The 23159-nt window shown below is 71.4% G+C and carries 22 protein-coding genes and 1 pseudogene; 12 read left to right on the top strand and 11 right to left on the bottom strand.

Annotated features, from left to right (window positions below; genetic code table 11):
* The first annotated feature begins 22 nt into the window (after positions 1 to 22).
* The 7 genes from ACWD5F_RS17700 (at position 23) to ACWD5F_RS17670 (ending at position 7466) form a co-directional block, all read left to right on the top strand.
* Positions 23 to 862 (top strand): tryptophan 2,3-dioxygenase family protein, encoded by an 840-nt coding sequence (locus ACWD5F_RS17700; RefSeq protein WP_451255275.1) that lies wholly within the window; start codon positions 23 to 25, stop codon positions 860 to 862.
* The gene (gene kynU / locus ACWD5F_RS17695) at positions 855 to 2060 is read left to right on the top strand and encodes a kynureninase (protein WP_451255273.1); all 1206 of its coding nucleotides are present in this window, start codon (positions 855 to 857) and stop codon (positions 2058 to 2060) included. Before ACWD5F_RS17700 ends, kynU begins: the two co-directional genes overlap by 8 nt.
* A gap of 200 nt (positions 2061 to 2260) precedes the next feature.
* Positions 2261 to 3145, top strand: a complete 885-nt coding sequence (locus ACWD5F_RS17690) for an alpha/beta hydrolase family protein (RefSeq protein ID WP_451255271.1) — start codon at positions 2261 to 2263, stop codon at positions 3143 to 3145.
* A gap of 145 nt (positions 3146 to 3290) precedes the next feature.
* Positions 3291 to 4646, top strand: a complete 1356-nt coding sequence (locus tag ACWD5F_RS17685) for a sensor histidine kinase (protein ID WP_451255269.1) — start codon at positions 3291 to 3293, stop codon at positions 4644 to 4646.
* Complete coding sequence (locus ACWD5F_RS17680) at positions 4643 to 5308, top strand: response regulator (protein WP_401719294.1); 666 nt, start codon at positions 4643 to 4645, stop codon at positions 5306 to 5308. The genes ACWD5F_RS17685 and ACWD5F_RS17680 overlap by 4 nt, the downstream gene beginning before the upstream one ends.
* 151 nt (positions 5309 to 5459) lie before the next feature.
* Positions 5460 to 6347, top strand: coding sequence for a helix-turn-helix domain-containing protein (locus ACWD5F_RS17675; RefSeq protein WP_451255267.1), 888 nt, complete (start codon positions 5460 to 5462; stop codon positions 6345 to 6347).
* Between the two features lie 123 nt (positions 6348 to 6470).
* Positions 6471 to 7466 (top strand): SMP-30/gluconolactonase/LRE family protein, encoded by a 996-nt coding sequence (locus ACWD5F_RS17670; RefSeq protein WP_451255265.1) that lies wholly within the window; start codon positions 6471 to 6473, stop codon positions 7464 to 7466.
* Positions 7467 to 7480: 14 nt separating this feature from the next.
* Here ACWD5F_RS17670 and ACWD5F_RS17665 read toward each other — a convergent pair.
* Positions 7481 to 7576 (bottom strand): annotated as a pseudogene (locus ACWD5F_RS17665) (ATP-binding protein); the annotation flags it as partial.
* 59 nt (positions 7577 to 7635) lie between these two features.
* Between ACWD5F_RS17665 and ACWD5F_RS17660 the strand changes: the two are divergent.
* Positions 7636 to 7821: a DUF397 domain-containing protein gene (locus ACWD5F_RS17660; RefSeq protein ID WP_451255263.1), complete on the top strand. Its 186-nt coding sequence runs from the start codon at positions 7636 to 7638 to the stop codon at positions 7819 to 7821.
* Here the strand turns inward: ACWD5F_RS17660 and ACWD5F_RS17655 are convergent.
* The 6 genes from ACWD5F_RS17655 to ACWD5F_RS17630 form a co-directional block, all read right to left on the bottom strand.
* Entirely contained in the window at positions 7806 to 8210 is a 405-nt protein-coding gene (locus ACWD5F_RS17655; RefSeq protein ID WP_451255262.1) for a nuclear transport factor 2 family protein, read from the bottom strand. The two genes, ACWD5F_RS17660 and ACWD5F_RS17655, sit on opposite strands and share 16 nt — an antisense overlap.
* A gap of 34 nt (positions 8211 to 8244) precedes the next feature.
* On the bottom strand, positions 8245 to 9528 hold the full coding sequence (locus tag ACWD5F_RS17650; protein WP_451255260.1) for a hypothetical protein: 1284 nt from the start codon (positions 9526 to 9528) through the stop codon (positions 8245 to 8247).
* Positions 9529 to 9715: 187 nt separating this feature from the next.
* Entirely contained in the window at positions 9716 to 10684 is a 969-nt protein-coding gene (locus tag ACWD5F_RS17645; protein WP_451255258.1) for a hypothetical protein, read from the bottom strand.
* 64 nt (positions 10685 to 10748) lie between these two features.
* Positions 10749 to 11150 carry a hypothetical protein gene (locus tag ACWD5F_RS17640; RefSeq protein WP_401719274.1) on the bottom strand — a complete coding sequence of 134 codons (402 nt, stop codon included), beginning with the start codon at positions 11148 to 11150 and terminating at the stop codon, positions 10749 to 10751.
* A gap of 247 nt (positions 11151 to 11397) precedes the next feature.
* Positions 11398 to 12261: a helix-turn-helix domain-containing protein gene (locus ACWD5F_RS17635; RefSeq protein WP_451255256.1), complete on the bottom strand. Its 864-nt coding sequence runs from the start codon at positions 12259 to 12261 to the stop codon at positions 11398 to 11400.
* A gap of 345 nt (positions 12262 to 12606) precedes the next feature.
* Positions 12607 to 13014 carry a hypothetical protein gene (locus ACWD5F_RS17630; protein ID WP_451255254.1) on the bottom strand — a complete coding sequence of 136 codons (408 nt, stop codon included), beginning with the start codon at positions 13012 to 13014 and terminating at the stop codon, positions 12607 to 12609.
* 237 nt (positions 13015 to 13251) lie between these two features.
* Between ACWD5F_RS17630 and ACWD5F_RS17625 the strand changes: the two genes are divergently transcribed.
* The gene (locus ACWD5F_RS17625) at positions 13252 to 14454 is read left to right on the top strand and encodes a cytochrome P450 (protein ID WP_451255252.1); all 1203 of its coding nucleotides are present in this window, start codon (positions 13252 to 13254) and stop codon (positions 14452 to 14454) included.
* Between the two features lie 40 nt (positions 14455 to 14494).
* Here the strand turns inward: ACWD5F_RS17625 and ACWD5F_RS17620 are convergent, their stop codons facing one another.
* Both ACWD5F_RS17620 and ACWD5F_RS17615 read right to left on the bottom strand, forming a co-directional pair.
* Entirely contained in the window at positions 14495 to 16093 is a 1599-nt protein-coding gene (locus ACWD5F_RS17620; protein ID WP_451255250.1) for an ABC transporter permease, read from the bottom strand.
* Entirely contained in the window at positions 16090 to 16998 is a 909-nt protein-coding gene (locus ACWD5F_RS17615) for an ABC transporter ATP-binding protein (RefSeq protein ID WP_451255248.1), read from the bottom strand. The genes ACWD5F_RS17620 and ACWD5F_RS17615 overlap by 4 nt, the downstream gene beginning before the upstream one ends.
* A gap of 74 nt (positions 16999 to 17072) precedes the next feature.
* Here ACWD5F_RS17615 and ACWD5F_RS17610 point away from each other — a divergent pair, with 74 nt between their 5' ends.
* Positions 17073 to 17600, top strand: coding sequence for a GbsR/MarR family transcriptional regulator (locus ACWD5F_RS17610; RefSeq protein WP_451255246.1), 528 nt, complete (start codon positions 17073 to 17075; stop codon positions 17598 to 17600).
* Positions 17601 to 17647: 47 nt separating this feature from the next.
* Here the strand turns inward: ACWD5F_RS17610 and ACWD5F_RS17605 are convergent, their stop codons facing one another.
* Both ACWD5F_RS17605 and ACWD5F_RS17600 read right to left on the bottom strand, forming a co-directional pair.
* On the bottom strand, positions 17648 to 19213 hold the full coding sequence (locus tag ACWD5F_RS17605; RefSeq protein ID WP_451255244.1) for a hypothetical protein: 1566 nt from the start codon (positions 19211 to 19213) through the stop codon (positions 17648 to 17650).
* A gap of 125 nt (positions 19214 to 19338) precedes the next feature.
* The gene (locus tag ACWD5F_RS17600) at positions 19339 to 20847 is read right to left on the bottom strand and encodes an APC family permease (RefSeq protein ID WP_401719254.1); all 1509 of its coding nucleotides are present in this window, start codon (positions 20845 to 20847) and stop codon (positions 19339 to 19341) included.
* 150 nt (positions 20848 to 20997) lie between these two features.
* Here ACWD5F_RS17600 and ACWD5F_RS17595 point away from each other — a divergent pair, with 150 nt between their 5' ends.
* On the top strand, positions 20998 to 22389 hold the full coding sequence (locus tag ACWD5F_RS17595) for an ethanolamine ammonia-lyase subunit EutB (RefSeq protein ID WP_451255242.1): 1392 nt from the start codon (positions 20998 to 21000) through the stop codon (positions 22387 to 22389).
* Positions 22386 to 23135 (top strand): ethanolamine ammonia-lyase subunit EutC, encoded by a 750-nt coding sequence (eutC, locus tag ACWD5F_RS17590; protein ID WP_451255240.1) that lies wholly within the window; start codon positions 22386 to 22388, stop codon positions 23133 to 23135. The genes ACWD5F_RS17595 and eutC overlap by 4 nt, the downstream gene beginning before the upstream one ends.
* The last annotated feature ends 24 nt before the right edge of the window (positions 23136 to 23159 follow it).

Genomic DNA, 23159 nt, shown 5'->3' with positions numbered 1-23159 from the left:
CGGAGCACAACAGGAGACAGCGATGTCCCACGAGGCTCAGGAAACCCAGGAGCCCGAGGCCCCGCATCTCGACTTCCAGGGGACGACCCCGTACGAGGACTACGTCCAGGCGGACGTCCTCACCCACCTCCAGCACACCCGCTCCGACGATCCCGGCGAGATGGTCTTCCTGGTCACCACCCAGGTCATGGAGCTGTGGTTCACCGTCATCGTGCACGAGTGGGAGACCGCCGCGCGGGCCCTGCGCGAGGACCGGGTGCCGGTCGCGGTCGACGCGCTGAAGAGGTCGGTACGGGAACTGGAGGCGCTGAACGCCTCCTGGCGACCGCTCGGCCAGCTCACGCCGACCCAGTTCAACTCCTACCGGGCCGCCCTCGGCGAGGGCTCCGGCTTCCAGTCGGCGATGTACCGGCGCATGGAGTTCCTGCTCGGCGAGAAGTCCGGGTCCATGCTCGTGCCGCACCGCGGCGCACCCCGTGTCCACGCCGAACTGGAGAAGGCCCTGCACGAGCCGAGCCTGTACGACGAGGTGCTGCGGCTGCTCGACCGGCGCGGGCACGCGGTCCCGGCGGCGGTGCTGGAGCGGGACGTGTCGCTGCGCTACGAGCCGTCGCCCGAGGTGGAGGCGGTGTGGACCGACCTGTACTCGGGGGACCCCGGGGATGAACTCGCCCGCCTCGGCGAGGCGTTGACCGATGTCGCCGAGCTGGTGTGGCGATGGCGCAACGACCATCTCGTCGCCACCCGGCGCGCGATGGGCGCGAAGACCGGGACCGGCGGCTCCGCCGGAGTGGCCTGGCTGGAGAAGCGGGCGCAGAAGAACGTGTTCCCCGAGCTGTGGACGGCGAGGTCCCATGTCTGAGTCCGCCGCGCAGGCAGAGAAGGCCGTGAAGGCCGAGAAGCTGGACGCCGGTGATGAACTCGCGGGCGTACGTGGCCGGTTCGTCCTCGACGATGTTGTGTACCTGGACGGGAACTCCCTGGGCGCGCTGCCCGCCGCCGTCCCCGCACGGGTCGAGGACGTGGTCCGCCGGCAGTGGGGCGAGCTGCGGATCCGGTCCTGGGACGAGAGCGGGTGGTGGACCGCGCCCGAGCGGATCGGTGACCGGATCGCCCCGCTGGTCGGGGCCGCGGCCGGGCAGATCGTGGTGGGCGACTCGACAAGTGTCAATGTCTTCAAGGCACTTGTGGCGGCCGTGCGGATGGCGGACGGCGCCGGCCGGGACGAGATCGTCGTCGACGCGACGACCTTCCCCACGGACGGGTACATCGCCGAGTCGGCGGCCCGGATGACGGGTTGCACGGTGCGGCCGGTGACCCCGGCCGAGGTGCCGGCGGTGCTCGGCGACCGTACCGCCGCCGTGCTGCTCAACCACGTCGACTACCGCACCGGGCGGCTGCACGACCTGCCCGCGCTGACGGCCGCGGTGCGTGCGGCGGGCGCGGTCTCGGTCTGGGACCTGTGCCACAGCGCGGGCGCGCTGCCGGTGGGGCTCGACGAGCACGGCGTCGACCTCGCGGTCGGCTGCACCTACAAGTACCTGAACGGCGGCCCGGGTTCACCCGCGTACCTGTATGTGCGCGGTGACCTCCAGGACCGGTTCGACTCGCCGCTGCCCGGCTGGAACTCGCACGTCGAGCCGTTCGGCATGCGCAGCGAGTACGCCCCGGCCGACGGCGCCCTGCGCGGTCGGGTCGGCACGCCGGACATCCTCTCCATGCTCGCCCTGGAGGCGGCCCTGGAGGTCTGGGACGGGGTCCCGATCGAGGCCGTGCGGGCCAAGTCCCTTGCCCTGACGGACTTCTTCCTGGAGTGCGTGGCCGCGTACGCGCCGGCGGGGCGGGTGGAGTCCTTGACGCCGGTCGCGCACGGGGAGCGCGGGAGCCAGGTGGCGCTGCGCTGTTCGGACGCCGGGGACGTGATGAAGCGGCTGATCGAGCGGGGTGTGGTGGGCGACTTCCGGCATCCCGACGTACTCCGTTTCGGTTTCACGCCGTTGTACGTCGGTTTCGCCGATGTCGAGCGGGCGGCACGGGTGTTGGGGGAGGTGCTCGGGTAACGCGCGTTCCACCTCTCGACGATGCGGCGAGGGTCCGGTACAGAACCGTTTATCCCTCACCGTGCGTGACATCCGCGTGTCCACGCACGTCACGGGCCTGGTAGCGTCCCCGCCAACGGCCTGTCTCGTACGTGGTCCGCGAAATCCTCCCCCAGTGCCGAAAGCCTGGGAGGTACCCATCGTCGCTGAGAGGTTGGAGCATGCCCGACGACGCCGCAGCATCCCGGGCCGCCGCGGAAGAGGAGTCGGCCTTCTCGCACCCGGCGGTCGACCCCGACTCCACCGGGACGTACGGCGACCACCCCGACCAGGTGATCGACTTCTATGCCCCGCGTGCCGAGCAGATCGCCGGCGTACCCGCCCCGCTGGTCGTCGCGCTGCACGGTGGCGCCTGGCGGGCCCCGTACGACCGCCGTCATCTCTCGCCCTTCGCGGACTTCCTGGCCCGTCGCGGGTTCGCGGTGGCCAGCGTCGAGTACCGGCGCGGGGGTGTGCTTCCCGCGCAGGGCGGCGCGGGGCCGGTCGCCGGGCGGTGGCCGGACACCTTCGACGACATCGCCGCCGCGCTGGACGCGCTGCCCGGCCTGGTCCGCGAGGCGCTGCCGCAGGCCGACCCGCGCCGTACCGTGCTGGTCGGTCACTCGGCGGGCGGTCACCTGGCGCTGTGGGCCGCGTCCCGGCACGTCCTGCCGGCCGACGCCCCCTGGCGCACCGGCGGCCCCGCCGCGCTGCGCGGAGTCGTCGCCCTCGCCCCGATCGCCGACTTCGAGGTCGCCGAGAAGCTCGACGTCTGCGGCAACGCCTCGCTCCAACTCCTGGGCGGCGAGGAGCACTTCGCGGACCGCAGGCCGTACGCGGACCCCGCCCTCCTGCTCCCCACCGGCATCGCGACCACGCTGGTCCAGGGCCGGAGGGACCTCGTCGTCCCGCAGGCGGTCGCCGAGGCGTACGCCGACGCGGCGGCGAAGGCCGGCGAGGTGGTGGGCCTCACGCTGCTTGAGGACGTCGGCCACTTCCCGCTGATCGACCCGGCGGCGGACGCGTGCGCGGTGGTCGCGGAGGAGATCGCGCAGCTGGCGTTCTGAGCCGGCCCGCACGTCGGGGTGGCATACGTCAGGGGCGGCGCCCGGTACCCGCGTACAGGATGAGCCCGTAGTACCTGAGACGGAGGGCGCAGGACCCTCCTCACAGGTGACGACCGGGGCGCCGGGCCCGCCTACGTTTGTTCGCGTGACCGAGACGACCCAGATGCAGACGAAGACGCCGGGCGGGGCGGCGGCGCGCAGCCCCGAGTTCCGGCTGGCCGCGGACGCCCTGCGGGGGCTGCGGCAGGACCTGTTCGACGACGGCCTCGCCTTCCGCCCGCTGGCCCGCTCCGCGGACGGCCCGCTGACCCGCCGCCTCAGGGGCCGGGCGCGGGAGTACGCGGCCTGGAGCCCGCACGTCCTGATCCTCGCGATCGGCCTGATCGCGATGTTCATCGCGACCAGCGAAGGCATCCGCGGCCCGGTCACCAACCTGCTCCTCGGCCTGCTCACCCTGGTGCCGGTGCTGCTGACCATGGTGCGGCCGGTCGGCGCGTTCTGGCTGTCCATGGCCGCGACCCCGGTCGCCACCATGCTGGGCAACGAGTGGGACGACGACTGGCCGTGGCTGGCGGGCAGCTTCGCCTGCCACCTGGCCGTGCTCACGATCGTCGCGATACGCACCCGGCCGCGCACGGCCGCCTGGATGTGGGCGCTGACCGCGGTGTACGGCATCGGCGTCGGCACCTTCGACGGTGGCCACATGTTCAGTTCGGACACCGCGCCGATGCTGTTCCTGTCCGCCGTGATCCTGCTCGGCGTGACCGTCTGGCAGATCCGCCGCGAGGCCCGGCAGGAGGTGACCGCGCAGCAGACGGTGACCGCGCACGAGCGCTCCCGGCGCACGCTCCTCGAGGAGCGCACGACGATCGCCCGCGAACTGCACGACGTGGTCGCCCACCACATGTCGGTGGTCGCCATCCAGGCCGAGGCCGCTCCCTACCGGGTGGAGAACCCGCCGCCGGAGCTGGAGCGCGCGTTCATCACGATCAGGGAGAACGCGGTGGCGGCCCTGACCGAACTCCGCCGCGTCCTGGGCGTCGTACGCGCCGAGGACTACGAGGCCCCGGACGCCCCGCAGCCCACCCTCGCCGACCTCGACGGACTGCTCGCCAACGTGCGCGACGCCGGGCTGTCCGTCGAGAAGGTCGTCACCGGCGCGGTGCGCGAACTCCCGCAGGGCGTCGAGCTGTCGGCGTACCGGATCGTCCAGGAGGCGTTGAGCAACAGCCTGCGGCACGCGCCGGGCGCGAGCGCGCGGGTGGAGATCGGGTACGTCCTGGGCGGGCTCGGCGTGCGGATCGTCAACGCTCCGCCGCCCGCGCCCTCCCTGGTCAAGCCCTCGCCCGGGGCGGGCCACGGCATCACCGGTATGCGCGAGCGCGTCTCCATGCTGAACGGCGAGATGACGGCGGGCGCGACGGACGACGGAGGTTACGAGGTGGCGGTGTTCCTGCCGGTGCCGGCGGCCGCGCCGACCGAGGGCGAGGGGGCGGCATGACCATCCGCGTCCTGATCGCGGACGACCAGATGATGGTGCGCGAGGGCTTCTCGGTCCTGTTGAACGCGATGCCGGACATCGAGGTCGTCGGCGAGGCGGTGAACGGCCGGGAGGCGGTGCAGCGGGTGCGCGAACTCGCCCCGGACATCGTGCTGATGGACATCCGCATGCCCGAACTGAACGGCATCGAGGCGACGAAGGAGATCGTCGCGGCGGACGCGACCGCGAAGGTGCTGGTCCTGACCACCTTCGACCTCGACGAGTACGTCTACCAGGCGCTGCGCGCGGGCGCCTCCGGCTTCCTCCTCAAGGACGCCTCGGCCCGCCAACTCGCCGAGGGCGTCCGGGTGGTGGCCTCCGGCGAGGCGCTCCTGGCCCCCTCGGTCACCCGCCGCCTGATCACCGAGTTCTCCAAGCTCTCCGACACCCCGCGCCTGATGCCGTCCGCCCACGCGGCCTACGGCGACCTCACGGACCGCGAGACGGAGGTCCTGGTCCTGATCGCCCAGGGCCTGTCCAACTCGGAGATCGCCGGGCGGCTGGTGGTGGCGGAGTCGACGATCAAGACCCATGTCAGCCGGATCCTGGTGAAGTTGGGACTGCGGGACCGGACGCAGGCGGCGGTGTTCGCCTATGAGGCGCGGTTGGTGACGCCGGGGTAGGGGATGTCCTGGCGGGCCCGGAGACTCGCCCGGCGCCGCCGTCACATGCCGGCGGAGTCGAGGAGTCCGTTGGAGTTCGCAGGCCGACCCGTCGTTGCCTACCCACAGTTGGGTCAGGCTGTGCGCGCGGTCGCTGCCCATACTGAGTCGCGTGAACGGAGAGACGCAGCTCGGGGACTTTCTGAAGGCTCGGCGTTCTCACCTCCGTCCTGAGGACGTAGGGGTGAGCACGTACGGCGAGCGGCGACGCGTGCCGGGGCTGCGCCGCGAGGAGCTGGCGCTGCTCGCGGGGGTGAGCGTCTCGTACTACACGCGGCTGGAGCAGGGGCAGTCGTCGAGCGCGTCGCCCGAGGTGCTGGACGCGCTGGCCGGGGCCCTGCGGCTCGACGAGCCGGAGCGGCGGTATCTGCACGATCTGGCCCGCGCCGGCAGACAGCGCCCGCGGGGCGCGCGGCTCGCACCGGAGCGGCTGACCGAGGAGTTCGCCCAGCTGCTGGACGTGCTGGGGGACGCGCCCGCGATCCTCCAGGGCCGGTGCTCCGATGTGCTGGCGTGGAATCGAGTGGGGCACGCGTTGTTCGCCGGACATCTGGACCCCGACGCTCCTGAACGGCCGGCTCGGCGGCCCAATCTGGCCCGGCTGGTGTTCCTGGACCCGCACACCCGCGACCTGTACGCGGACTGGCCGAGCAAGGCCAGGGCCGTGGTGGGCAACCTCCGCCTGATGGCGGGCCGGTTCCCCGACGACGCGGCGCTGCACGCGCTGGTGGGCGAACTGAGCGCCAAGAGCGCCGAGTTCGCCTCGATGTGGGCCGACCACCGGGTCAAGTCGTACATGGTCGCCTCGTACGACATGCGCCATCCGCTGGTGGGCCCGCTGACGGTCGTCCAGCAGAGCCTCGGTCTCGGGCGGGGCATCAGCATGGTCGTCGCCACCACCCCGGCGGAATCGCCCTCGCGGGCGGCGCTGACCCTGCTGGCCCAGGCCGCCGTACCGACCGGGTCCGCGCGGACCCGGTCCCCGATCAGCACGGACTGACTCCGCGGGGGCGGCCACCCGCCCCCTTCACCTGCACCTCACCACCGCGTCGGCACGTCGCTGCCGCATGCCCGAAATCACCGACCCGACCGACCTGTTCGACCTGCCCGAAGGAATCAACTCATGCTCAAGATGCTCACCAAGTCGGCCCTGTCCCTGACCGCCGTCGTCGCGACCACGGCCGCGGTGTTCTGCGCGGCCCCCGTGTCGGCCGCCCCTGCGTCGGCCGCCCCCGCGTCGGCCGCCTCCGCGCCGCTGAGCGACGCACGGATCGCACGCCATTTCGACCTGACCAAGGGACAGACGCCGGAGAACGTGGCCCTGGCTCCGGACGGCAGCGCGTACGTCACCTTCGCGGCCGCCCGCCAGATCGCCCGCCTCTCGCCCGACGGATCCACCCGGATCCTGGCCACGCTGCCCGCGCCCGCGGACGGCGGGGTCCACACGCCCGCCCTGGGCTTCCCGCTGACGTCCGGCATCGTCCGCGCCCCCGACGGGACCCTGTACTTCCTGTACGCCACCGGAACCGGCGACCTCACCGGCGTATGGCGGCTGCGGCCCGGTGGTACGCCGGAGCGGATCGCCGCGCTGCCGGCGGACGGACTGCCCAACGGCCTTGCGCTGGACGCCCGTTCGCGCGCTCTCTACGTCACCGACTCCGTGCTCGGCACCGTCTGGAAGGTGCCCGTCGCCGGTGGCACCCCGACCGCCTGGTCCACCGCACCCGAGCTGTCGTCGGCCGGCTTCCTCGGGGCCAACGGACTGAAGCTGCGGGGCGGGGCGCTCTGGGTCACCAACCTCGACCGGGGCACCGTCGTGCGCATCCCCGTTCTGCGGGACGGACGGGCGGGCACGGTCCGGACCGAGGTCACCGGGCTGCCGGGGATCGACGACTTCGCCTTCACCGGGCGCGGGGACCGGCTGCTCGCCACCGTCAACGGTTCGAGCGAGGTCGTCCTCGTCGAGCCGCACGGCAGGCCCACGACCGTGCTGACCGCGGCGGACGGGCTGGAGAACCCCACGTCGATCGCCGTGCGCGGGAGCAGGGTCTACGTTCTGAGCGCTGCCTACGTGACCGCCGAGGACCCCAACCTGCTGGTGGCCCACCTGCGTCGGTGAACCGGCGGTCGTGCTCAGGCCGTCGCCAGTTCGCACCACACGTACTTGCCCCGGTTGCCGAACCGGGACAGGGGTTGCCAGCCCCAGAGGTCGGCGCAGGTGCGGACGAGGCGTCACTCGACCCAGCGGCGTCGCGGGACCTTGTCCACCGGCTGACGAAGGAACTCTGATGAACGGGCGGAAGTCCACCTACTCCGGCGGTGGCGACGGCAATACCTGCGTCGAGATAGCCACCCTCCCCACCCGCACAGCCGTCCGCGACAGTAAGTTCCCCTCTCGCGCCACCCTCTCCTTTCCCACCGCCTCCTTCTCCGCGCTCCTCGATCACCTCAAGGGCGATCACTCGTCGAAGTAGGCCCTGGCGACCGCGTACGTGTCCTCGTACAGGTGGTAGCGGGTGATTCGGCCGTCCTGGACCGTGACGTGCAGGGCGAAGGCCGTGTCGATGTCGCGGCCCGTTTTCCTGACCTCGGAGACCATGCGGCCCAGGAGGACCACGTCGTCGCCGTCGGCGATGACCTGGCGGAGGTCGAGCTCTTTGCCCTGGACATGCGTGCCCAGCAGTTCGAAGAACGTCCGCATGCCGTCCGCCGAGTCGACGTCCGGTACCCACGGGATGCCGGGCGGGTGCGGGATCGAGAAGGACACGGAGTCGGCGAACAGGGCCGCCGCCTCCGTGCTCTTTCCCTCGGCGAGCAGGGGGAACAGGCGTTGTACGGTCTGCGCCGGTGACTCTGTCGTCATGGGCACAGACGCTACAGCCGGCTCGGCCGGTCCGTCAGAAACTGCTCATCGGTACCGAGAACAGCACCCGTTGAGGAATCGGCGTCCCGCTCCAGTTCGCGTTCTCATCGGCCGCCCACTCGGTCTGGGACCACATCTCCTGGGTGCTCCACCACAGTGAGGCGCCCTCGGCGTGCTGGGCCCAGCACGCCTGTGGCTTGTCGCTGCCGCTGCAGCTGTCCCACGTGGTCGTGCTGTTTCTCAGTTGCCACAGGATGCCCTGCTGGTTCTTTCCGCCGCGCGCGTCGTCGGCGTAGAAGACGTTGTCGTGCGCGAGCACCGACTGCAACCCCACCGCCTTGGTCTTGAAGGCCGCCGACGCGGTCGCCTGGCCTCCGCTGGTGACGAGCGGCATGGCGCCACCGGGCGCGGCGAGCTTGTAGCGGAAGATCCGGGCCGGCTCGCTGCCGCCGGAGGAGAACCACTCGTTGGCCACGATGGTGGGCGGGTCGGTGGAGCGGTCCAGCGTGATCGAGGCGAAGCACGGCAGGTTGTCGGACGTGGCCGAGTCGCACTTTCCGCTCAGGCTGTACGAGCCGATCGCGGGCATCACGTACTGGTAGCCGTGCGCCGAGTAGCCGCCGCTGACCTTGCCGATCGCGGAGGAGTTCACCGAGGCCTGCAGGATGTGCGCCATCGAGAAGACGTACAGCGCGTTGTGGCTGGCGTCGCCGTTGGACGCGGTCACAAGGAGCTTGTCGCCGAACCAGACGGCCCCGCCCACGTGCGCGCCGAACTTGGCGAAGTTGTCCCCGCCCTCGGTCGGGATCACCGGCAGTACCCAGCGGTACTTGAACGCGTTGGCGTCGTTGGCGTCGATGAACGCGAACCGCGCCAGTGCCCTGTCGTCCTCCGGCCAGCTGTAGTCGGTGCTGTCGTTGTGCGTCCACGCAGAGATGAGGAGCTTGTTGGTGCCCCACTTGCCGTCGTCGTCGGCGTCGCCGGACGAGGTCAGACCCTGCGGCAGGAACTCCCTGGTCGTGTCGTCGCCGGTGTCCCAGCAGTAGGAGTTCGACGCGACGGGATTCTCGGGCAGCGCGGCCCGCTCCGTGGCGGCACAGGTCGACCAGTTGCGCATCGGGTGGTTGGCGCTCTTGAGGACCTCGTCCACGCCAACGTTGTCAAGGTGACTGTCGAGCGTGCTGATCGTCGTGTCCGACACCTGGTGCTGGGTCAACGTCAGCTTCGCCAGGTCGCTCGCCGAGGTGATGGTGGTGATCGGCCCGGGATCGTCCCCCGGCGCGGCCTGAGCCGGAGTGCCCGCCGCCATCAGCGCCATGAGGGCAACTGCCGCCGTACCGACACCTGTTCGCCACTTTCTCAATGCTTCCCCCACAGATTCCTCTGATCGAGCAAAGGCGTCATGCTGCCATGTCCATGGCGTAATCCGGGTAGTCCGCACATAAAGGTTGAGGCAAGAGCGGGTCAGGGTGGCGTCACCACCCCGCACACCTCGACCTCCCTGTTCAGGACAGGGTGGGGAAGGAGAAGCCGACCCCGTGGCGTTTCTCCAGTTGCTCCATGGTCGGGCCCAACTTCGCTCGGAGGGCGGCGATTTCGTGGCCGTTCTCCGCGACGAACCGCTCGCGCAGCTTCTCGCGCAGGGGTTCGCGGACCGCCTCCACCGGGCGCATGCAGTCGGCGTAGGCACCGGCCAGCTCGCGGTCCTCCGCCGCGAAGGCGTCGGCGTCGTCGGCCCGGCGCGCGAGTCGGCTGTCGACCAGGGCGAAGAAGTCGTCCTCGCTGCTCACCCGCAGGCCGTGCCGTCGCTCCAGGCATGCCGGCAGCTGGGCCAGCACGTGCCGCACCTGTGGCCGGGCCGCCAGTGCGTCGAGTCGGTTCCACCACTTGCTCTGCAAGGGCGAGACGAGTGCGTCGAGGCCGCGTACGGCGTCGGCCCCGGCCGCGGCGCAGCGGCGGACGACTGCGTCGTCGGAGGCGGCGCCGGGCACCGCGGAAGCGGAGTCCGAGGTGGTCCGCAGGACGCTCGGCAGATCGGGGGCGGGGCCGCCGTTGAAGCCGTCGCGTTCCAGGAGGTCCAGGTCCGGCAGCGTACCGAGCCGGACGAACATGGGCGGCGGGCCCTGCGGCCGCGGGCGCCCGGCGTCCTGGGCGCAACGGGCGGTCACCGCCGCGCCGACGGTCTGGCCGAAGGTGCCCAGACCCACGGTCAGCCGGGTGTCGGCACCGGTCGCCGGGAGCACCATGGGGATCGGGTCCTGGGGGAGCGCGTGGGACAGCCGGGCCGCCGCGGTGGTCCGGCGGGCTGCGTCGGACTGGCCGGACTGGCCGGACCGGTCGGACCGGTGGGGTGCGGGGTTCGCGGACGGGGAGCAGCCGGCGATCGCCACGACCATCAGGAGCACGGCCGTCACGAGCACGGCCTTCACGAGCACGGCCGGCACCGACTGCGCCAGCCGAAGGCGGTAGGGCACCGGGAAGCCTCTCTGTGACGGGAGCCGGGGCCCGCGGCGGGCGCGGGCCCCGGGTTCCGCTGGGTCAGTGCGCGACGTCGGCGATGTCGTTGCTCGTGTTGTAGCTGCCGACGCTCATCGGCACACCGTTGTTGACGTCGGACAGCAGCACGATCCACGGGCTGTGCGTGCCGTCGTAGGCGCGGATGTAGCCGCGGGAGCCGCGGATCCAGGTGCCGGCGGAGTTGCGGTAGAAGCCCGCGTACAGATCACTGGTCGCCGCGCTGTTCTCGTACGAGGCCGTGAGGTTGAGGTCGTTGCAGGAGCTCGTGGACGACTTGTTCACGACGGTGCCCGGGCCCCGGTAGCCGGTGCGGATCTCCGCCGTGGCGCACGCCTGGGGCGCCGCCTCGGCGGCCGGGACCAGGACGACCAGCGAGGTGGCGACGACGGCCGAGGCCGCCAGCGCGGACCAGGTCCTCTTCATCGGATGATTCCCCCTTCGGTCTGCGGACGGACCGGTTGATGTCCGCCCGTCGCCCCGCACACTGACAGCGGCGCGGCGGCGCGGTCTTGAAGGAATGCGCACTGTCGGTCGGATCCGTCGGATCCGCCGGATCCCGGGTGGGCCCTTCGGCCGGATCCCGAGCCGGATCCCGAGCCCGCGCCTCAGTCAGGTGCCTCAGCCGGGCTCCTCAGCCCATCTCCTCCGCCCGGCCCCTGCGCCCGGCCCCTCAACGGTCCAGCAGCACGCTCGTCGGGTGCCCGGGGACGCGCTCGACGACGCGGTGCTCGGCGATCGCCTGCACGTACTGGCGTGGCCTGAGGGACGTCATCGCCTTGAACTCCCGGCTCAGATGCGCCTGGTCGGAGAAGCCGACGGCCGCCGCGGTCTCGCACGGACCACGGCCGGCGGCCAGTGCGCGCAGGGTGTTGTTGAGGCGCACGATCCGTCCGGCGGTCTTCGGGGAGACACCGATCTGTTCGCGGAAGCGCTTCTCCAGCTGTCTGCGGCCCCAGCCCACCGAATCGGCCAGCACGTCGGTCGTGACGTTGCCCCGTCGCGCGCCCATCTCGTACCAGGCCTGTGCGACGCGCGGCGAACAGGGCGGGCCCGCCGCCGCCCACGCGGTGAGGGCCGCGTCCACCAGGGCGAAGCGCCGGGGCCAGTCCGGTGCCGAGGCCAGCGCGTCCGCGAGCGTGCCGAGCCGGCGGCCCAGCACGTCCTCGGCCGCCAGATGACGGCCGGCCAGCTCGTGCATCGACGCCCCCAGCAACGGGTACGCGGCCCAGGGCGTCATCACGATCTCCATGCCGGACAGCCGGCCCTGGTGCCCACCGGTGCCGGCGGACGCCTGCACGCCGGTGAGAACCGCGCTGTACAGGGCGGCACCGCACCCCTGTGCGTTGTCCAGCGAGAGTCGCTCGTCGAATCCGACGACGAGGGTCACCATCCCGGTGGGGAGTTCCAGCCGCCGCCGCGGCCGGCTGAAACGGGCGCGGAAACCGTGGTAGCGCAGTACGCCGGGTCCCAGACTCGCCGTCGGGCGGCCGGGCACACTCTCCCAAGTCCCTTTCGGGCATGCGTAGTCGCTCATGTACGTCCCCCTGTGGCCGATCTCTGGTCGCGCTGCGGTCGATCCGCGGTCGAGGGCATGCTGGCACCCGGCGGAACGGGACTCGCCGGGCCCGATCGGAACCGGACGGCCCACCTCGCACCGCGCGGCCGCACGGCTTCCTGAAACGGGTGTGCCGAGCGTCGAACCTCCTGGCGTATCCCAACTCCTGTGCCCGCTGCGATGGATGGGGTTGGGCAGGAGGAAGTTCCGGCCGGTGTACGGATGTCCGGGATGCCGTCGACGCGTGGCGGGCCCGCATCCGGCGGCCCGGAAGCCGTCCGGTCGCTCGGACGCGGGCCGCCGATGACGTCCGCCGTCGGGCGGTCAGTCGTACGGGTTGATCGACGCGCTGGAGGAGCTGCAGTTGTCGAGGGTGGTGTCGCGGCAGACCGTCACCCACAGGCTGTGGATGCCGCCGTCGAGGCTGCCCGGCAGGGCGCTCCAGGTGGCGGTGGAGCCGCAGCCGCCGGTGTTCCAGTGGTTCGGGTACTGGAAGCCCGGCACGGTGACGTAGAAGAACACCGGGTGCGCGTCGCAGGAGGTGTCGCTGAGCTTCACGTTGCGCAGGGTGAAGGACTCCGAACCGGTCCAGTCGACGGTGAGCGAGACGGAGGCGCCCGTCGTGCTCGCGCTGCGCACGTCGTTGTCGGCGGCGCTTGCCGTGCCCGGCGTGAATCCCAGGACCGTGGCCGCGAGGCTGGCGACGACGGCGGTGATACAGCGTTTCCTCATGGTTCCTCCTGTGGGTTCGGGCGGGTGACGACAGGCTGTCGGCACGGCCGGACGCGGCACCAGGGGCTCCGGGCACGCTGGGACGGTGGGACGGCGGTGGGCTCTGTGGCCTGCGGCGTCACGGAGCCGCTGGGAGGCCACCGGGACGGCCGCCCGCCGGCCGGGCACCCGGTCGCCGGACACCCGCCGACATGACGGTCCTGGTCAGGACGGGGATCGTCGGTCTACCGTCCGTGCATGGCAGCCTTCGATCCCTGGGACCCGGCATTCCTCGCCGACCCCTACCCCGCCTACGCCGAACTGCGTTCCCGGGGCCGCGTGCACTACTACGAGCCCACCGACCAGTGGCTGGTGCCCCGGCACGCGGACGTCTCGGCGCTGCTGCGCGACCGGCGCCTGGGGCGGACGTATCAACACCGCTTCACGCACGAGGACTTCGGCCGTACGGCCCCGCCGCCGGAGCAGGAGCCCTTCCACACCCTCAACGACCACGGGATGCTCGACCTGGAGCCCCCGGACCACACCCGCATTCGGCGCCTGGTGTCGAAGGCGTTCACCCCGCGCACGGTCGAACAACTCAAGCCGTACGTCAGCCGGTTGGCGGGCGAGCTGGTGGACCGGCTGGTCGCCTCGGGCGGCGGCGACCTGCTCACCGACGTCGCCGAGCCCCTCCCCGTCGCCGTGATCGCCGAGATGCTCGGCATCCCGGAGTCCGACCGCGCCCCGCTGCGCCCCTGGTCGGCGGACATCTGCGGGATGTACGAGCTGAGCCCGTCCGAGGAGACCGCGGCGAAGGCGGTACGGGCGTCGGTCGAGTTCTCGGACTACCTGTTGGAGCTGATCGCCGCCCGCCGCAAGGAACCCGGCGACGACCTCATCTCCGGCCTCATCGCGGCCCACGACGAGGGCGACCGGCTGACCGAGCAGGAGATGATCTCCACCTGCGTGCTGCTGCTGAACGCGGGGCACGAGGCGACGGTGAACGCCACGGTGAACGGCTGGTCGGCGCTGTTCCGCAACCCGGACCAGCTGACCGCCCTGCGCGCCGACCACTCCCTGATCCCGTCCGCCGTGGAGGAGTTGATGCGCTACGACACCCCGCTCCAGCTCTTCGAACGCTGGGTCCTGGACGAGATCGAGATCGACGGCACGACCATCCCGCGGGGCGCGGAGATCGCGATGCTCTTCGGCTCGGCCAACCACGACCCGGAGGTCTTCCGGGCCCCTGAGCAACTCGACCTGACCCGCAAGGACAACCCCCACATCTCCTTCTCCGCCGGCATCCACTACTGCATCGGCGCACCTCTGGCCCGCATCGAACTGGCCGCTTCCATGGGGGCGTTGCTGGAGCGGGCCCCGACGCTGACCCTGGCGGCGGAGCCGGTCCGCAAGCCGAACTTCGTGATCCGGGGGTTGGAGGGGCTCAGCGTCGAACTCTGAGCCGACTGTTCCTCGCCCGTCCCCCGCCCTGCCCTTACGGCTACGTCGTCATGTCCCGGCGTCGCAACCCCGCCAGCCCCCCGCCCACCAGCACCGCCGCGATGCCCAGCAGGACCAGCACCGGGCCCCACTCCATCTCCCCGCCCGGCAGCTTCGGGAGGTGGCCGAAGGGGGAGATGTCCAGGACCCCCTGCGGCACGTCCAGTGCCGGGCCGACCCAGCCGATCAGGAGGACCGCTCCGGCGACTGCCCAGGCTGCGGGGGCGAGGCGGGGGGCGAGGCCGTACAGCAGGACCGTCAAGCCGCCGATCACCCACACGCCCGCCACCTGGACGACGCACGCGCCCAGGACCGGGCCGACCTCCTTGCCGTAGCCCGCCGCCAGACCGGCCCCCGCCAGCAGCATGATCAGGACCGAGCCGCCGAAGGCCACCGCCAGATGGCCGGCGGCCCAGCGCAGGCGGCCGACCGCGTTCGCCAGGAGGGGTTCCGCGCGGCCCGAGGTCTCCTCGCCGTGCAGGCGCAGGACGGAGGCCACGATGTAGAGGGCGGCCACCAGGCCCAGCATGCCCGTCATCGACGCGAGGAACGCGTCCGTGATGCCGCTCCGGCCACCCATCCGCTCGAAGATCTCGCGGGCCTGCTTGTTGTCGCCGACCAGGTCGGCCACGCCGTCGGTGAGGCCGCCGTAGACCACCCCGGCCAGGAAGAAACCGATCGACCAGCCGAGGACGGCGCCGCGTTGGAGGCGCCAGGCCAGGGCGGCCGCCGTGCCGAGAGAGCCGGTCGGCGGGCCCGGGCGGGTCGGCAGGAAGCTCATGCCCACGTCCCTGCGGCCCGCCAACCCGTAGGCCACCGCGCCCTGGAGCGCGACCGCCGCCGCGAACAGGCCCAGCACCCACCAGCGTTCGGCCGCGAAGGGGCGCAGATTCTCCAGCCAGCCCAGGGGAGACAGCCAGGTGAGCGCGGACGAGCCTCCCCCAGTGCCGAAAGCCTGGGAGGTGCCCCCAGTCGAGGCCGCGTCGCCCGCCGCGCGCAGGACGAAGGCCGTGCCCAGCAGACCCGCCGTCAGGCCCCGGGCCAGACGCGCGCTCTCCGTCAGCTGGGCCACGATCGCCGCCATCGTGGCGAAGACCATGCCCACCCCCGCCAGACCGAGGCCGAAGGCCACCGCCCCGGCCGCGCCCTGACCGGCCAGGCCCGCCGCAACCAGCAGTCCCAGTACGGCACTTGCGACCGCCGCCGCGAGCAGCGCCGCCGTCAGCGAGGCCCTGCGGCCCACCGCGCCGGAGGCGATCAGCTCCTGCCGCCCGCTCTCCTCCTCGTCACGGGTGTGGCGTACGACGACCAGGAGCGCCGTGACACCGGCGAGCGCCCCCGCGTAGACGCCGACGCGCCAGGCCGTGAGAGCGCCGAGGGAGTCGTCGAAGACCGGGCCGATCAGCGCGCGGAAGGAGGAGTTGGTGGCGACCTGGTGGAGCAGGTCGGCACGGTCGGCGGCGGTGGCGTACGTGCTCTTGAGGGTGCCGGGGATGGACAGCACCATCAGCGTGTTCACCGCCACCCACACCGGGATCATCACCCGGTCCCGGCGCAGGGAGAAGCGCAGCAGCACCCCCGTGCCCGTGAACGTCGTCATCGGGCCGCCACCTCTTCGACATCGGCGTCCTGGTAGTGCCGCAGGAACAGCTCCTCCAGGGTCGGCGGCGTCGAGGTCAGCGAGCGGACCCCCGACGTGGTCAACGACCGCAGTACGGCGTCGAGTTCGTCGTTGTCGACCTGGAGCCGGACCCGCTTTCCCTGGACGTCGAGGTCGTGCACGCCGGGCAGTCCGGCCAACCCGTTCGGCTCGCCCGCGAGTTCGGCCGTCACGCTGGTCCGGGTGAGATGGCGCAGGTCGGCGAGCGAACCGCTCTCCACCGTGCGGCCGCTGCGGATGATGCTCACGCGGTCGCACAACTCCTCGACCTCGCTGAGGATGTGGGAGGACAGGAGGATCGTGCGGCCCCGGTCCCGCTCCTCCTCCACGCAGCGCTGGAAGACCTCCTCCATCAACGGGTCCAGGCCGGAGGTCGGTTCGTCCAGGATCAACAGGTCGACGTCCGAGGCGAACGCGGCCACCAGGGCCACCTTCTGCCGGTTGCCCTTGGAGTAGGTGCGGCCCTTCTTGGTGGGGTCCAGCTCGAAGCGGTCGATCAGTTCGGCGCGCCGCCCGGTGTCGAGACCGCCGCGCAACCGGCCGTAGAGGTCGATGACCTCACCCCCGGAGAGGTTGCGCCACAGGGTCACGTCACCGGGGACGTACGCGATCCGGCGGTGGATCTCCACGGCGTCCGCCCACGGGTCGCGGCCCAGGACCTGCGCGGCGCCCGAGTCGGCGCGCAGCAGGCCGAGCAGGACCCGGATGGTGGTGGACTTGCCCGCGCCGTTGGGGCCGAGGAAGCCGTGCACCTCGCCGGTTTCGACGTCCAGGTCGAGGCCGTCCAAGGCGTGGGTGCGGCCGAAGGACTTGTGGAGCCCGACGGCCGTGATTGCCTTCGTCATGGTTCAGAACGTACGCTTCTTTCAGAAATTTGTGAAGTTAAGGAAGTGTATGAAGCCCGGTTAAGGTGGTGACCATGACGGAACAGACGGGCAGGAACCGGGAGGCCAGGGACCCGGAGGCGGTCTCGAAGTTCGTGGAGGGCTTCGCGGCGCAGCTGGTCGAGGCCGGGATGCAGCGGATGCCGGCCCGGGTCTTCGCCGCGCTCCTCGCGTCCGACGAGGGCGTGCTGACCTCGGCCGAGCTGGGCGAGCGGCTGCGGATCAGTCCGGCGGCGGTCTCCGGGGCGGTGCGCTATCTGTCCCAGACGCACATGGTCGCGCGCGAGCGGGAACCCGGTTCACGGCGCGAGCGCTACCGGGTGCACAGCGACCAGTGGTACGAGGCGCTGACCAGCCGGGAGGCGATCCTCAAGCGCTGGGCGGTCGCGCTGCGCGAGGGCGTCGAGAACCTCGGGGCGGATTCGCCCGCAGGACGCCGACTCGCCGAGACCCAGGCCTTCTTCGAGTTCATCGACGGTGAGATCGCGCTGATGATGGACCGTTGGCGCGTCCATCGTGACCAGGTCTTCGGCGAGGGCCGACGCCCCGCCGAAGACCCCTGATCCTCTGACGAGTTGTTGCTCAGGACTACCTGCGTACGACTGCCTGCCTACGCCTTCCTGCGCCTCGCGATGACGACGAGCCCGCCGCCCAGCAACAGCGCGCCCGCGCCCCAGGCGGCGGCCACGCGCACGGTGCCGCTGCTGCCGGTGGAGGCGAGGGAGCCGGTGCCGTCGGAGGAGACCGTCTGCGTGCTGGGGTCGTTGCCGCCGGTGCCGGTCCCGGACGTGGGGGACGCCGAGGGGCTGGGTGTCGCGGTGCTGTCGGTGCCCTCGACCTCGACGGTGACGGCCGAGGTGTCGTCGGCGTGGTTGTCGTCGAACGCCATGACGTTGCCGTAGACCGTCATCGCCTTGGCCTCACCGGTGGTGGTCTTGGCGTTCGCGCGGATCCGCAGGCCGAACTCGAAGGTGCGGGAGTCCCCGACGGTGAACTCGCTCGGACTCGACTGGCAGATGTACTTCGGTGCGCCCGGCGTCTGTTCTCCGGAGGGGCCGTCGATGTGCCACACGCTGCAGTGCTCGGGGATCTCCACCGCCTTGGCGCCGGTGGGGACGGTGAACATGAGCGCCGGCTGGTCGTCGCTGGTGTTGTAACCGACCCAGCCCGGGCCCTCGTTGGTGAGCGACATGGTCACGTGCACCAGGTCGCCGTGCTCGCCCTTGACGCTGTCGCCGTCCGCGACCATGTCGGCGGTGTTGTCGGCGTCGATGTGCTGCCGGTCGATGTCGACGCCGTCGGTGGCGGCGGCTCCGGCGGGGACGAGGGAGAGCACGGGACCGTTCGCCGACCGCGCGGAGGAGCCGGGACCCGACAGGGGCAGGGCCTCATGGCTGAAGTAGTCGAACAGGGCCTGCTCGGTCACGTCCAGGCCGACCGGCTGGTCCAGCCGGTAGCTCTTGCCGGGCTCGACGACCGTGTCGAACGTGCACAGCGCCTGCTCGGTCAGGCCGTAGGGGTCCGGACTCTCCTTGGAGTACACGCAGTTGGAGAAGTGCTCCGCGTATCCGAGCCCGATGGTCGTGCGCATCCGCAGCTGGACGCCGTTCGACGGCAGGGTGCCGACGTTGCTGATCGTGATCGGGGTGTCGATCGTGGACCCGGGCTTGTCGCCCTTGCGGGTCTTGAGCTGGTTGACCGTCAGGTCGTTGGTGCCCACGGTCACCTTCACGGTGACCGGGACCACGGTGCCGTTGGTGGACGTACCGCTGAGGGTCACCGTGCCCGTGGTGCCGAGCGGGGTGCCGGGCTTGGCGCTCAGGCCGATGAGCGAGCCGTCCCCCGGGCCTTCGGCGACGTCACGGGTGGGCCAGGTGTAGATGTGGTCGGCGGGTACGGTCGCGTCCGGGGTGACCCAGTCGATGACGTCACTCAGGTCCGCCTTGACGGTGACGTCCTTCGCGGTGCCCGGACCGTCGTTGTCCAGGCCCCAGTTCACCTGCGGCGGGTCGTCCGTCGGCGGCAGGGGCAGTCCCAGGTTGTCGTCCTGGACATGGATGCGTACGACCGGGCCGTCGGCGTCGGCCGCCTGGGCGGACGTGACGGGCAGCCAGGCGGCGATCGAGGCCGCGAAGACCGCGAGCGCGGCCCCCAGTCGGTACCGGCGGTTGGACATCGGTGGCTCCCCTCGGCGAAGCGACCATCGCTCCCGCCACGCCACGTGAGACACACGGGGAACACCAATGGTTGTCCGGCAGTTCACCATTCCGCCGCCGCCGGCCGGTCACCGCCCGCCCACCTCTACCGCTCCTTCGTCTCCTCCAGCACCGTCCGCCCCAGGAGCGCGTACCGCTCGGGTGCGCGGTGCTTCAGGTACTGGGCGTAGCCGATGCCCGTCGCCGCGACCAGGGCGACCAGCCAGGGTGTCGCCTTCAGGACCAGGGAGCCGGATTCCGCGCCCGCCGCGACGCCCATGTTGGACACCAGCAGCACGACCACCGCGAGCATCGCGATGCCGCCGACGAGCGGGGCGGTGAACGTCCTGAACCAGTGCCGGCTCTCGGGGTGGTTCTTGCGGAAGTAGGCCAGGACGGCGAACGAGCAGACCGCCTGCACCACCAGGATCGCCATCGTGCCGAGGATGGCCAGCAGCACGTAGAGCGCGTTGTACGGGTCCTTGCCCGCGACCCAGAACGCCCCGATCAGTACGGCGGAGACGACCGTCTGCACCAGGCCCGCGATGTGCGGGGAGCCGTGCCGGGCGTGGGTGCGGCCGATGGTGTTCTTCAGGGAGGGCAGGACGCCCTCGCGGCCGAGCGCGTACATGTAGCGGCTGGCGCAGTTGTGGAAGGCCATGCCGCAGGCGAGCGAGCCGGTGATCATCAGCCACTGCATGACGTCGACGGCCCAGTGCCCGACGTAGCGCTCGGTGGGGTTGAAGAAGAGCGCGAGGGGGTTGTCGGTGGCGACCTTCACGGCGTTCGCCTCGCCCGTGCCGGAGATGGCCATCCAGGAGACGAATACGTAGAAGACGCCGACGCCCAGGACGGAGATCATCGTCGCCTTGGGGATGATCTTCTTCGGGTTGCGGGACTCCTCGCCGTACATCGCCGTCGACTCGAAGCCGACCCACGACCAGAAGGCGAAGAAGAGGCCGAGCCCCGCGCTGGTGCCCTTGAACGCGTTGACCGGGTTGACCGGGTCGAGGCTGAAGCCGTCCGGGCCGCCGCCGTGCAGGGCGACCGAGATCGCCATCGCCGCCAGGATCGTCACCTCGGTCCCGAGGAGCACGATCAGCAGCTTCTCGGCGACCGAGACACCGAACCAGGTGCCGGTCGCGTTGATGGCCAGCATGACGATCGCGAAGGCCCACCAGGGGATGTCAAGTCCCGTCTGGTCCTTGAGGGTTCCGGTGGCGAAGGTCGAGAAGATGCCGATCAGCGCCGGCTCGAACACGACGTACGCGAAGGTGGCGAGGAGGCCCGACGCAAGGCCCACGGTCCGGCCCAGGCCGTACGAGATGAAGCCGTAGAACGCGCCCGTCGACGTGATGTGCTTCGCCATCGAGGTGAAGCCGACGGAAAAGATTGCCAGGACGACCATTGCGACAAGGTAGCTCGCCGGGGCGCCGATGCCGTTGCCGGACGACACCATGAAGGGCACGTTGCCGGTCATCGCGGTGATCGGCGCGGCGGTCGCGACGGCCATGAAGACCACACCCAGCAGGCCGATCGCGTTCGGCTTGAGCCGGTGAACGGTCCCTTCCTCGTCCGTCTTCGCCGCCGGGGCGACTCCCTCGTCCACTGCCATCGGGGTGGCCCCTCTCCTGGTCGTCCGCTGGTGTACTGGACCGGAACTCTGTCGCCCGAATGAGTCGGTCAAGGGTGTCGGGACGTTAAATACTTGTCAACCAGACCTTTAGAAATCTGGCCGCAACAAGGGGCTCGTACGGTCACCGGCATGAGCGCCTACACCTCCACCCTCGGCGGCGAGCGCCACCGTTTCGACTCGCTCGCCCGCCTCCTCGCCGCCGCGAGCCCCGAGCGTTCCGGCGACCGGCTCGCCGGACTCGCCGCCGGCAGCGCCCGCGAACGGGTCGCCGCCCGCTGGGCGCTGGCCGAGGTGCCGCTCGCGGCCTTCCTGACCGAGCCGCTGATCCCGTACGAGACCGACGACGTCACCCGGCTCATCCTCGACACCCACGACCCGGCCGCCTTCGCGCCGGTGGCCGGGCTGACGGTCGGGGAGCTGCGGGAGTGGCTGCTGTCGGAGGCGGCGGACGCGGCGGCGCTGGCCGCCGTCTCGCCCGGGCTCACGCCGGAGATGGTGGCGGCGGTGTCGAAGCTGATGGGCAACGCGGACCTGGTCGCGGTCGCCCGCAAGGTGCGGGTGGTGACGGCCTTCCGCTCCACGATCGGCCTGCCGGGACGCCTCGCCACCCGCCTCCAGCCCAACCACCCCACCGACGACCCGGCGGGCGTGGCAGCGGCCCTGCTCGACGGCCTGCTGCTCGGCTCGGGCGACGCGGTGATCGGCATCAACCCGGCGACGGACAGCCCGAAGGCGGTACGGGACCTGCTGGAGCTGTTGGACGGAGTGATCGGCCGGTACGCGATCCCGACCCAGTCCTGCGTCCTGTGCCACGTCACGACGAGCGTGGATCTGATGGAGCGCGGGGCACCCGTCGATCTCGTCTTCCAGTCCATCGCCGGTACGCAGGCGGCGAACGCGTCCTTCGGCGTCACCCTCGGCCTGCTCGACGAGGCCTACGAGGCGGCGCGCAAGCTCGGCCGGGGCACGGTCGGGCAGAACGTCATGTACTTCGAGACCGGCCAGGGCAGCGCGCTGTCCGCCGACGCGCACCACGGGGTGGACCAACAGACGGTGGAGGCAAGGGCGTACGCGGTGGCCCGGCGCTACGACCCGCTCCTGGTGAACACGGTGGTGGGCTTCATAGGCCCGGAGTACCTGTACGACGGCCGCCAGATCCTCCGCGCGGCCCTGGAGGACCACTTCTGCGGCAAGCTGCTGGGCCTGCCCATGGGCCTGGACATCTGCTACACCAACCACGCGGACGCCGATGACGACGACATCGCCACGATGCTCACCATGCTGGGCGTGGCCGGCGCCTCCTTCGTGATCTGCACGCCGGGCGGCGACGACATCATGCTCAACTACCAATCGGCCTCGTACCACGACGCGTTGTACCTGCGCGAGGTGCTGGGACTGCGCCCGGCACCGGAGTTCGAGGCCTGGCTGGGATCGATCGGACTGCTGGACGAGCGGGGCGCGATCACGGCCGCGCCGGGAGCGCACCCCTTGACGGCGATCGGACGGGAGCTGGCCGCATGACCGACCAACTGGCTCTGGAAACAGGCGACTTGTGGGCATCCCTGCGCCTGCGCACCCAGGCCCGCATCGGCCTCGGCCGGGCCGGCACCGCCCTCCCGACCCGCCACCGCCTCGAGTTGCAGACCGCGCACGCCGCCGCCCGGGACGCGGTGCACTCGCCGTTCGACCCGGACCTGGTCGCCGCGGGACTGGCGGGCATGGAGACGGTACGGGTCCGCAGCGCGGCCGCCGACCGCCTGACCTACCTCCAACGCCCCGACCTGGGCCGCCGGTTGCACCCCACCGACCGCGCCCATCTGCCCACCGGCGACTGGGACGCGGTCTTCGTGATCGCGGACGGCCTGTCCAGCCGGGCGGTGCACGAGCACGCGGCGGCGATGGTGAGGGAGACGGTGACCCGCCTCCCGGCCTGGCGCATCGCGCCGGTGGTGCTGGCCGAACAGTCCCGCGTGGCCCTCGGCGACGACATCGCGTCCGCGATGGGCGCGGAAGCGGTGATCGTCCTGATCGGCGAACGCCCCGGCATGTCCGCGGCGGATTCGCTCGGCGCGTACCTGACGTACCGGCCCACACCGGGATTGACGACGGACGCGGACCGCAACTGCCTCTCCAACATCCGACCGCCGCTGGGCCTGTCGTACGAGATGGCGGCCGGAAAACTGGCCGGATTGATGGGAAGGGCAAGGGAGTTGGGATCGACGGGGGTGGGGCTGAAGGACGAGACGGACACGCCGCTCCTTGAGTAGCCGGCCCCGCGAACCACCCCGTCA

This window comes from Streptomyces sp. NPDC002499 (assembly GCF_053595415.1).
Note: the sequence above shows the minus strand (reverse complement) of the source record. Positions and strands in the feature narration are given on the sequence as shown.

Excerpts from the sequence above, each read along its gene's own strand:
- ACWD5F_RS17700 (WP_451255275.1), top strand. The coding sequence starts at position 23 with ATGTCCCACGAGGCTCAGGAAACCCAGGAGCCCGAGGCCCCGCATCTC.
- kynU (WP_451255273.1), top strand. The coding sequence starts at position 855 with ATGTCTGAGTCCGCCGCGCAGGCAGAGAAGGCCGTGAAGGCCGAGAAG.
- ACWD5F_RS17690 (WP_451255271.1), top strand. The coding sequence starts at position 2,261 with ATGCCCGACGACGCCGCAGCATCCCGGGCCGCCGCGGAAGAGGAGTCG.
- ACWD5F_RS17680 (WP_401719294.1), top strand. The coding sequence starts at position 4,643 with ATGACCATCCGCGTCCTGATCGCGGACGACCAGATGATGGTGCGCGAG.
- ACWD5F_RS17670 (WP_451255265.1), top strand. The coding sequence starts at position 6,471 with ATGCTCAAGATGCTCACCAAGTCGGCCCTGTCCCTGACCGCCGTCGTC.
- ACWD5F_RS17660 (WP_451255263.1), top strand. The coding sequence starts at position 7,636 with ATGAACGGGCGGAAGTCCACCTACTCCGGCGGTGGCGACGGCAATACC.
- ACWD5F_RS17655 (WP_451255262.1), bottom strand. The coding sequence starts at position 8,210 with ATGACGACAGAGTCACCGGCGCAGACCGTACAACGCCTGTTCCCCCTG.
- ACWD5F_RS17650 (WP_451255260.1), bottom strand. The coding sequence starts at position 9,528 with ATGGCGCTGATGGCGGCGGGCACTCCGGCTCAGGCCGCGCCGGGGGAC.
- ACWD5F_RS17640 (WP_401719274.1), bottom strand. The coding sequence starts at position 11,150 with ATGAAGAGGACCTGGTCCGCGCTGGCGGCCTCGGCCGTCGTCGCCACC.
- ACWD5F_RS17635 (WP_451255256.1), bottom strand. The coding sequence starts at position 12,261 with ATGAGCGACTACGCATGCCCGAAAGGGACTTGGGAGAGTGTGCCCGGC.
- ACWD5F_RS17630 (WP_451255254.1), bottom strand. The coding sequence starts at position 13,014 with ATGAGGAAACGCTGTATCACCGCCGTCGTCGCCAGCCTCGCGGCCACG.
- ACWD5F_RS17625 (WP_451255252.1), top strand. The coding sequence starts at position 13,252 with ATGGCAGCCTTCGATCCCTGGGACCCGGCATTCCTCGCCGACCCCTAC.
- ACWD5F_RS17620 (WP_451255250.1), bottom strand. The coding sequence starts at position 16,093 with ATGACGACGTTCACGGGCACGGGGGTGCTGCTGCGCTTCTCCCTGCGC.
- ACWD5F_RS17615 (WP_451255248.1), bottom strand. The coding sequence starts at position 16,998 with ATGACGAAGGCAATCACGGCCGTCGGGCTCCACAAGTCCTTCGGCCGC.
- ACWD5F_RS17610 (WP_451255246.1), top strand. The coding sequence starts at position 17,073 with ATGACGGAACAGACGGGCAGGAACCGGGAGGCCAGGGACCCGGAGGCG.
- ACWD5F_RS17605 (WP_451255244.1), bottom strand. The coding sequence starts at position 19,213 with ATGTCCAACCGCCGGTACCGACTGGGGGCCGCGCTCGCGGTCTTCGCG.
- ACWD5F_RS17600 (WP_401719254.1), bottom strand. The coding sequence starts at position 20,847 with ATGGCAGTGGACGAGGGAGTCGCCCCGGCGGCGAAGACGGACGAGGAA.
- ACWD5F_RS17595 (WP_451255242.1), top strand. The coding sequence starts at position 20,998 with ATGAGCGCCTACACCTCCACCCTCGGCGGCGAGCGCCACCGTTTCGAC.
- eutC (WP_451255240.1), top strand. The coding sequence starts at position 22,386 with ATGACCGACCAACTGGCTCTGGAAACAGGCGACTTGTGGGCATCCCTG.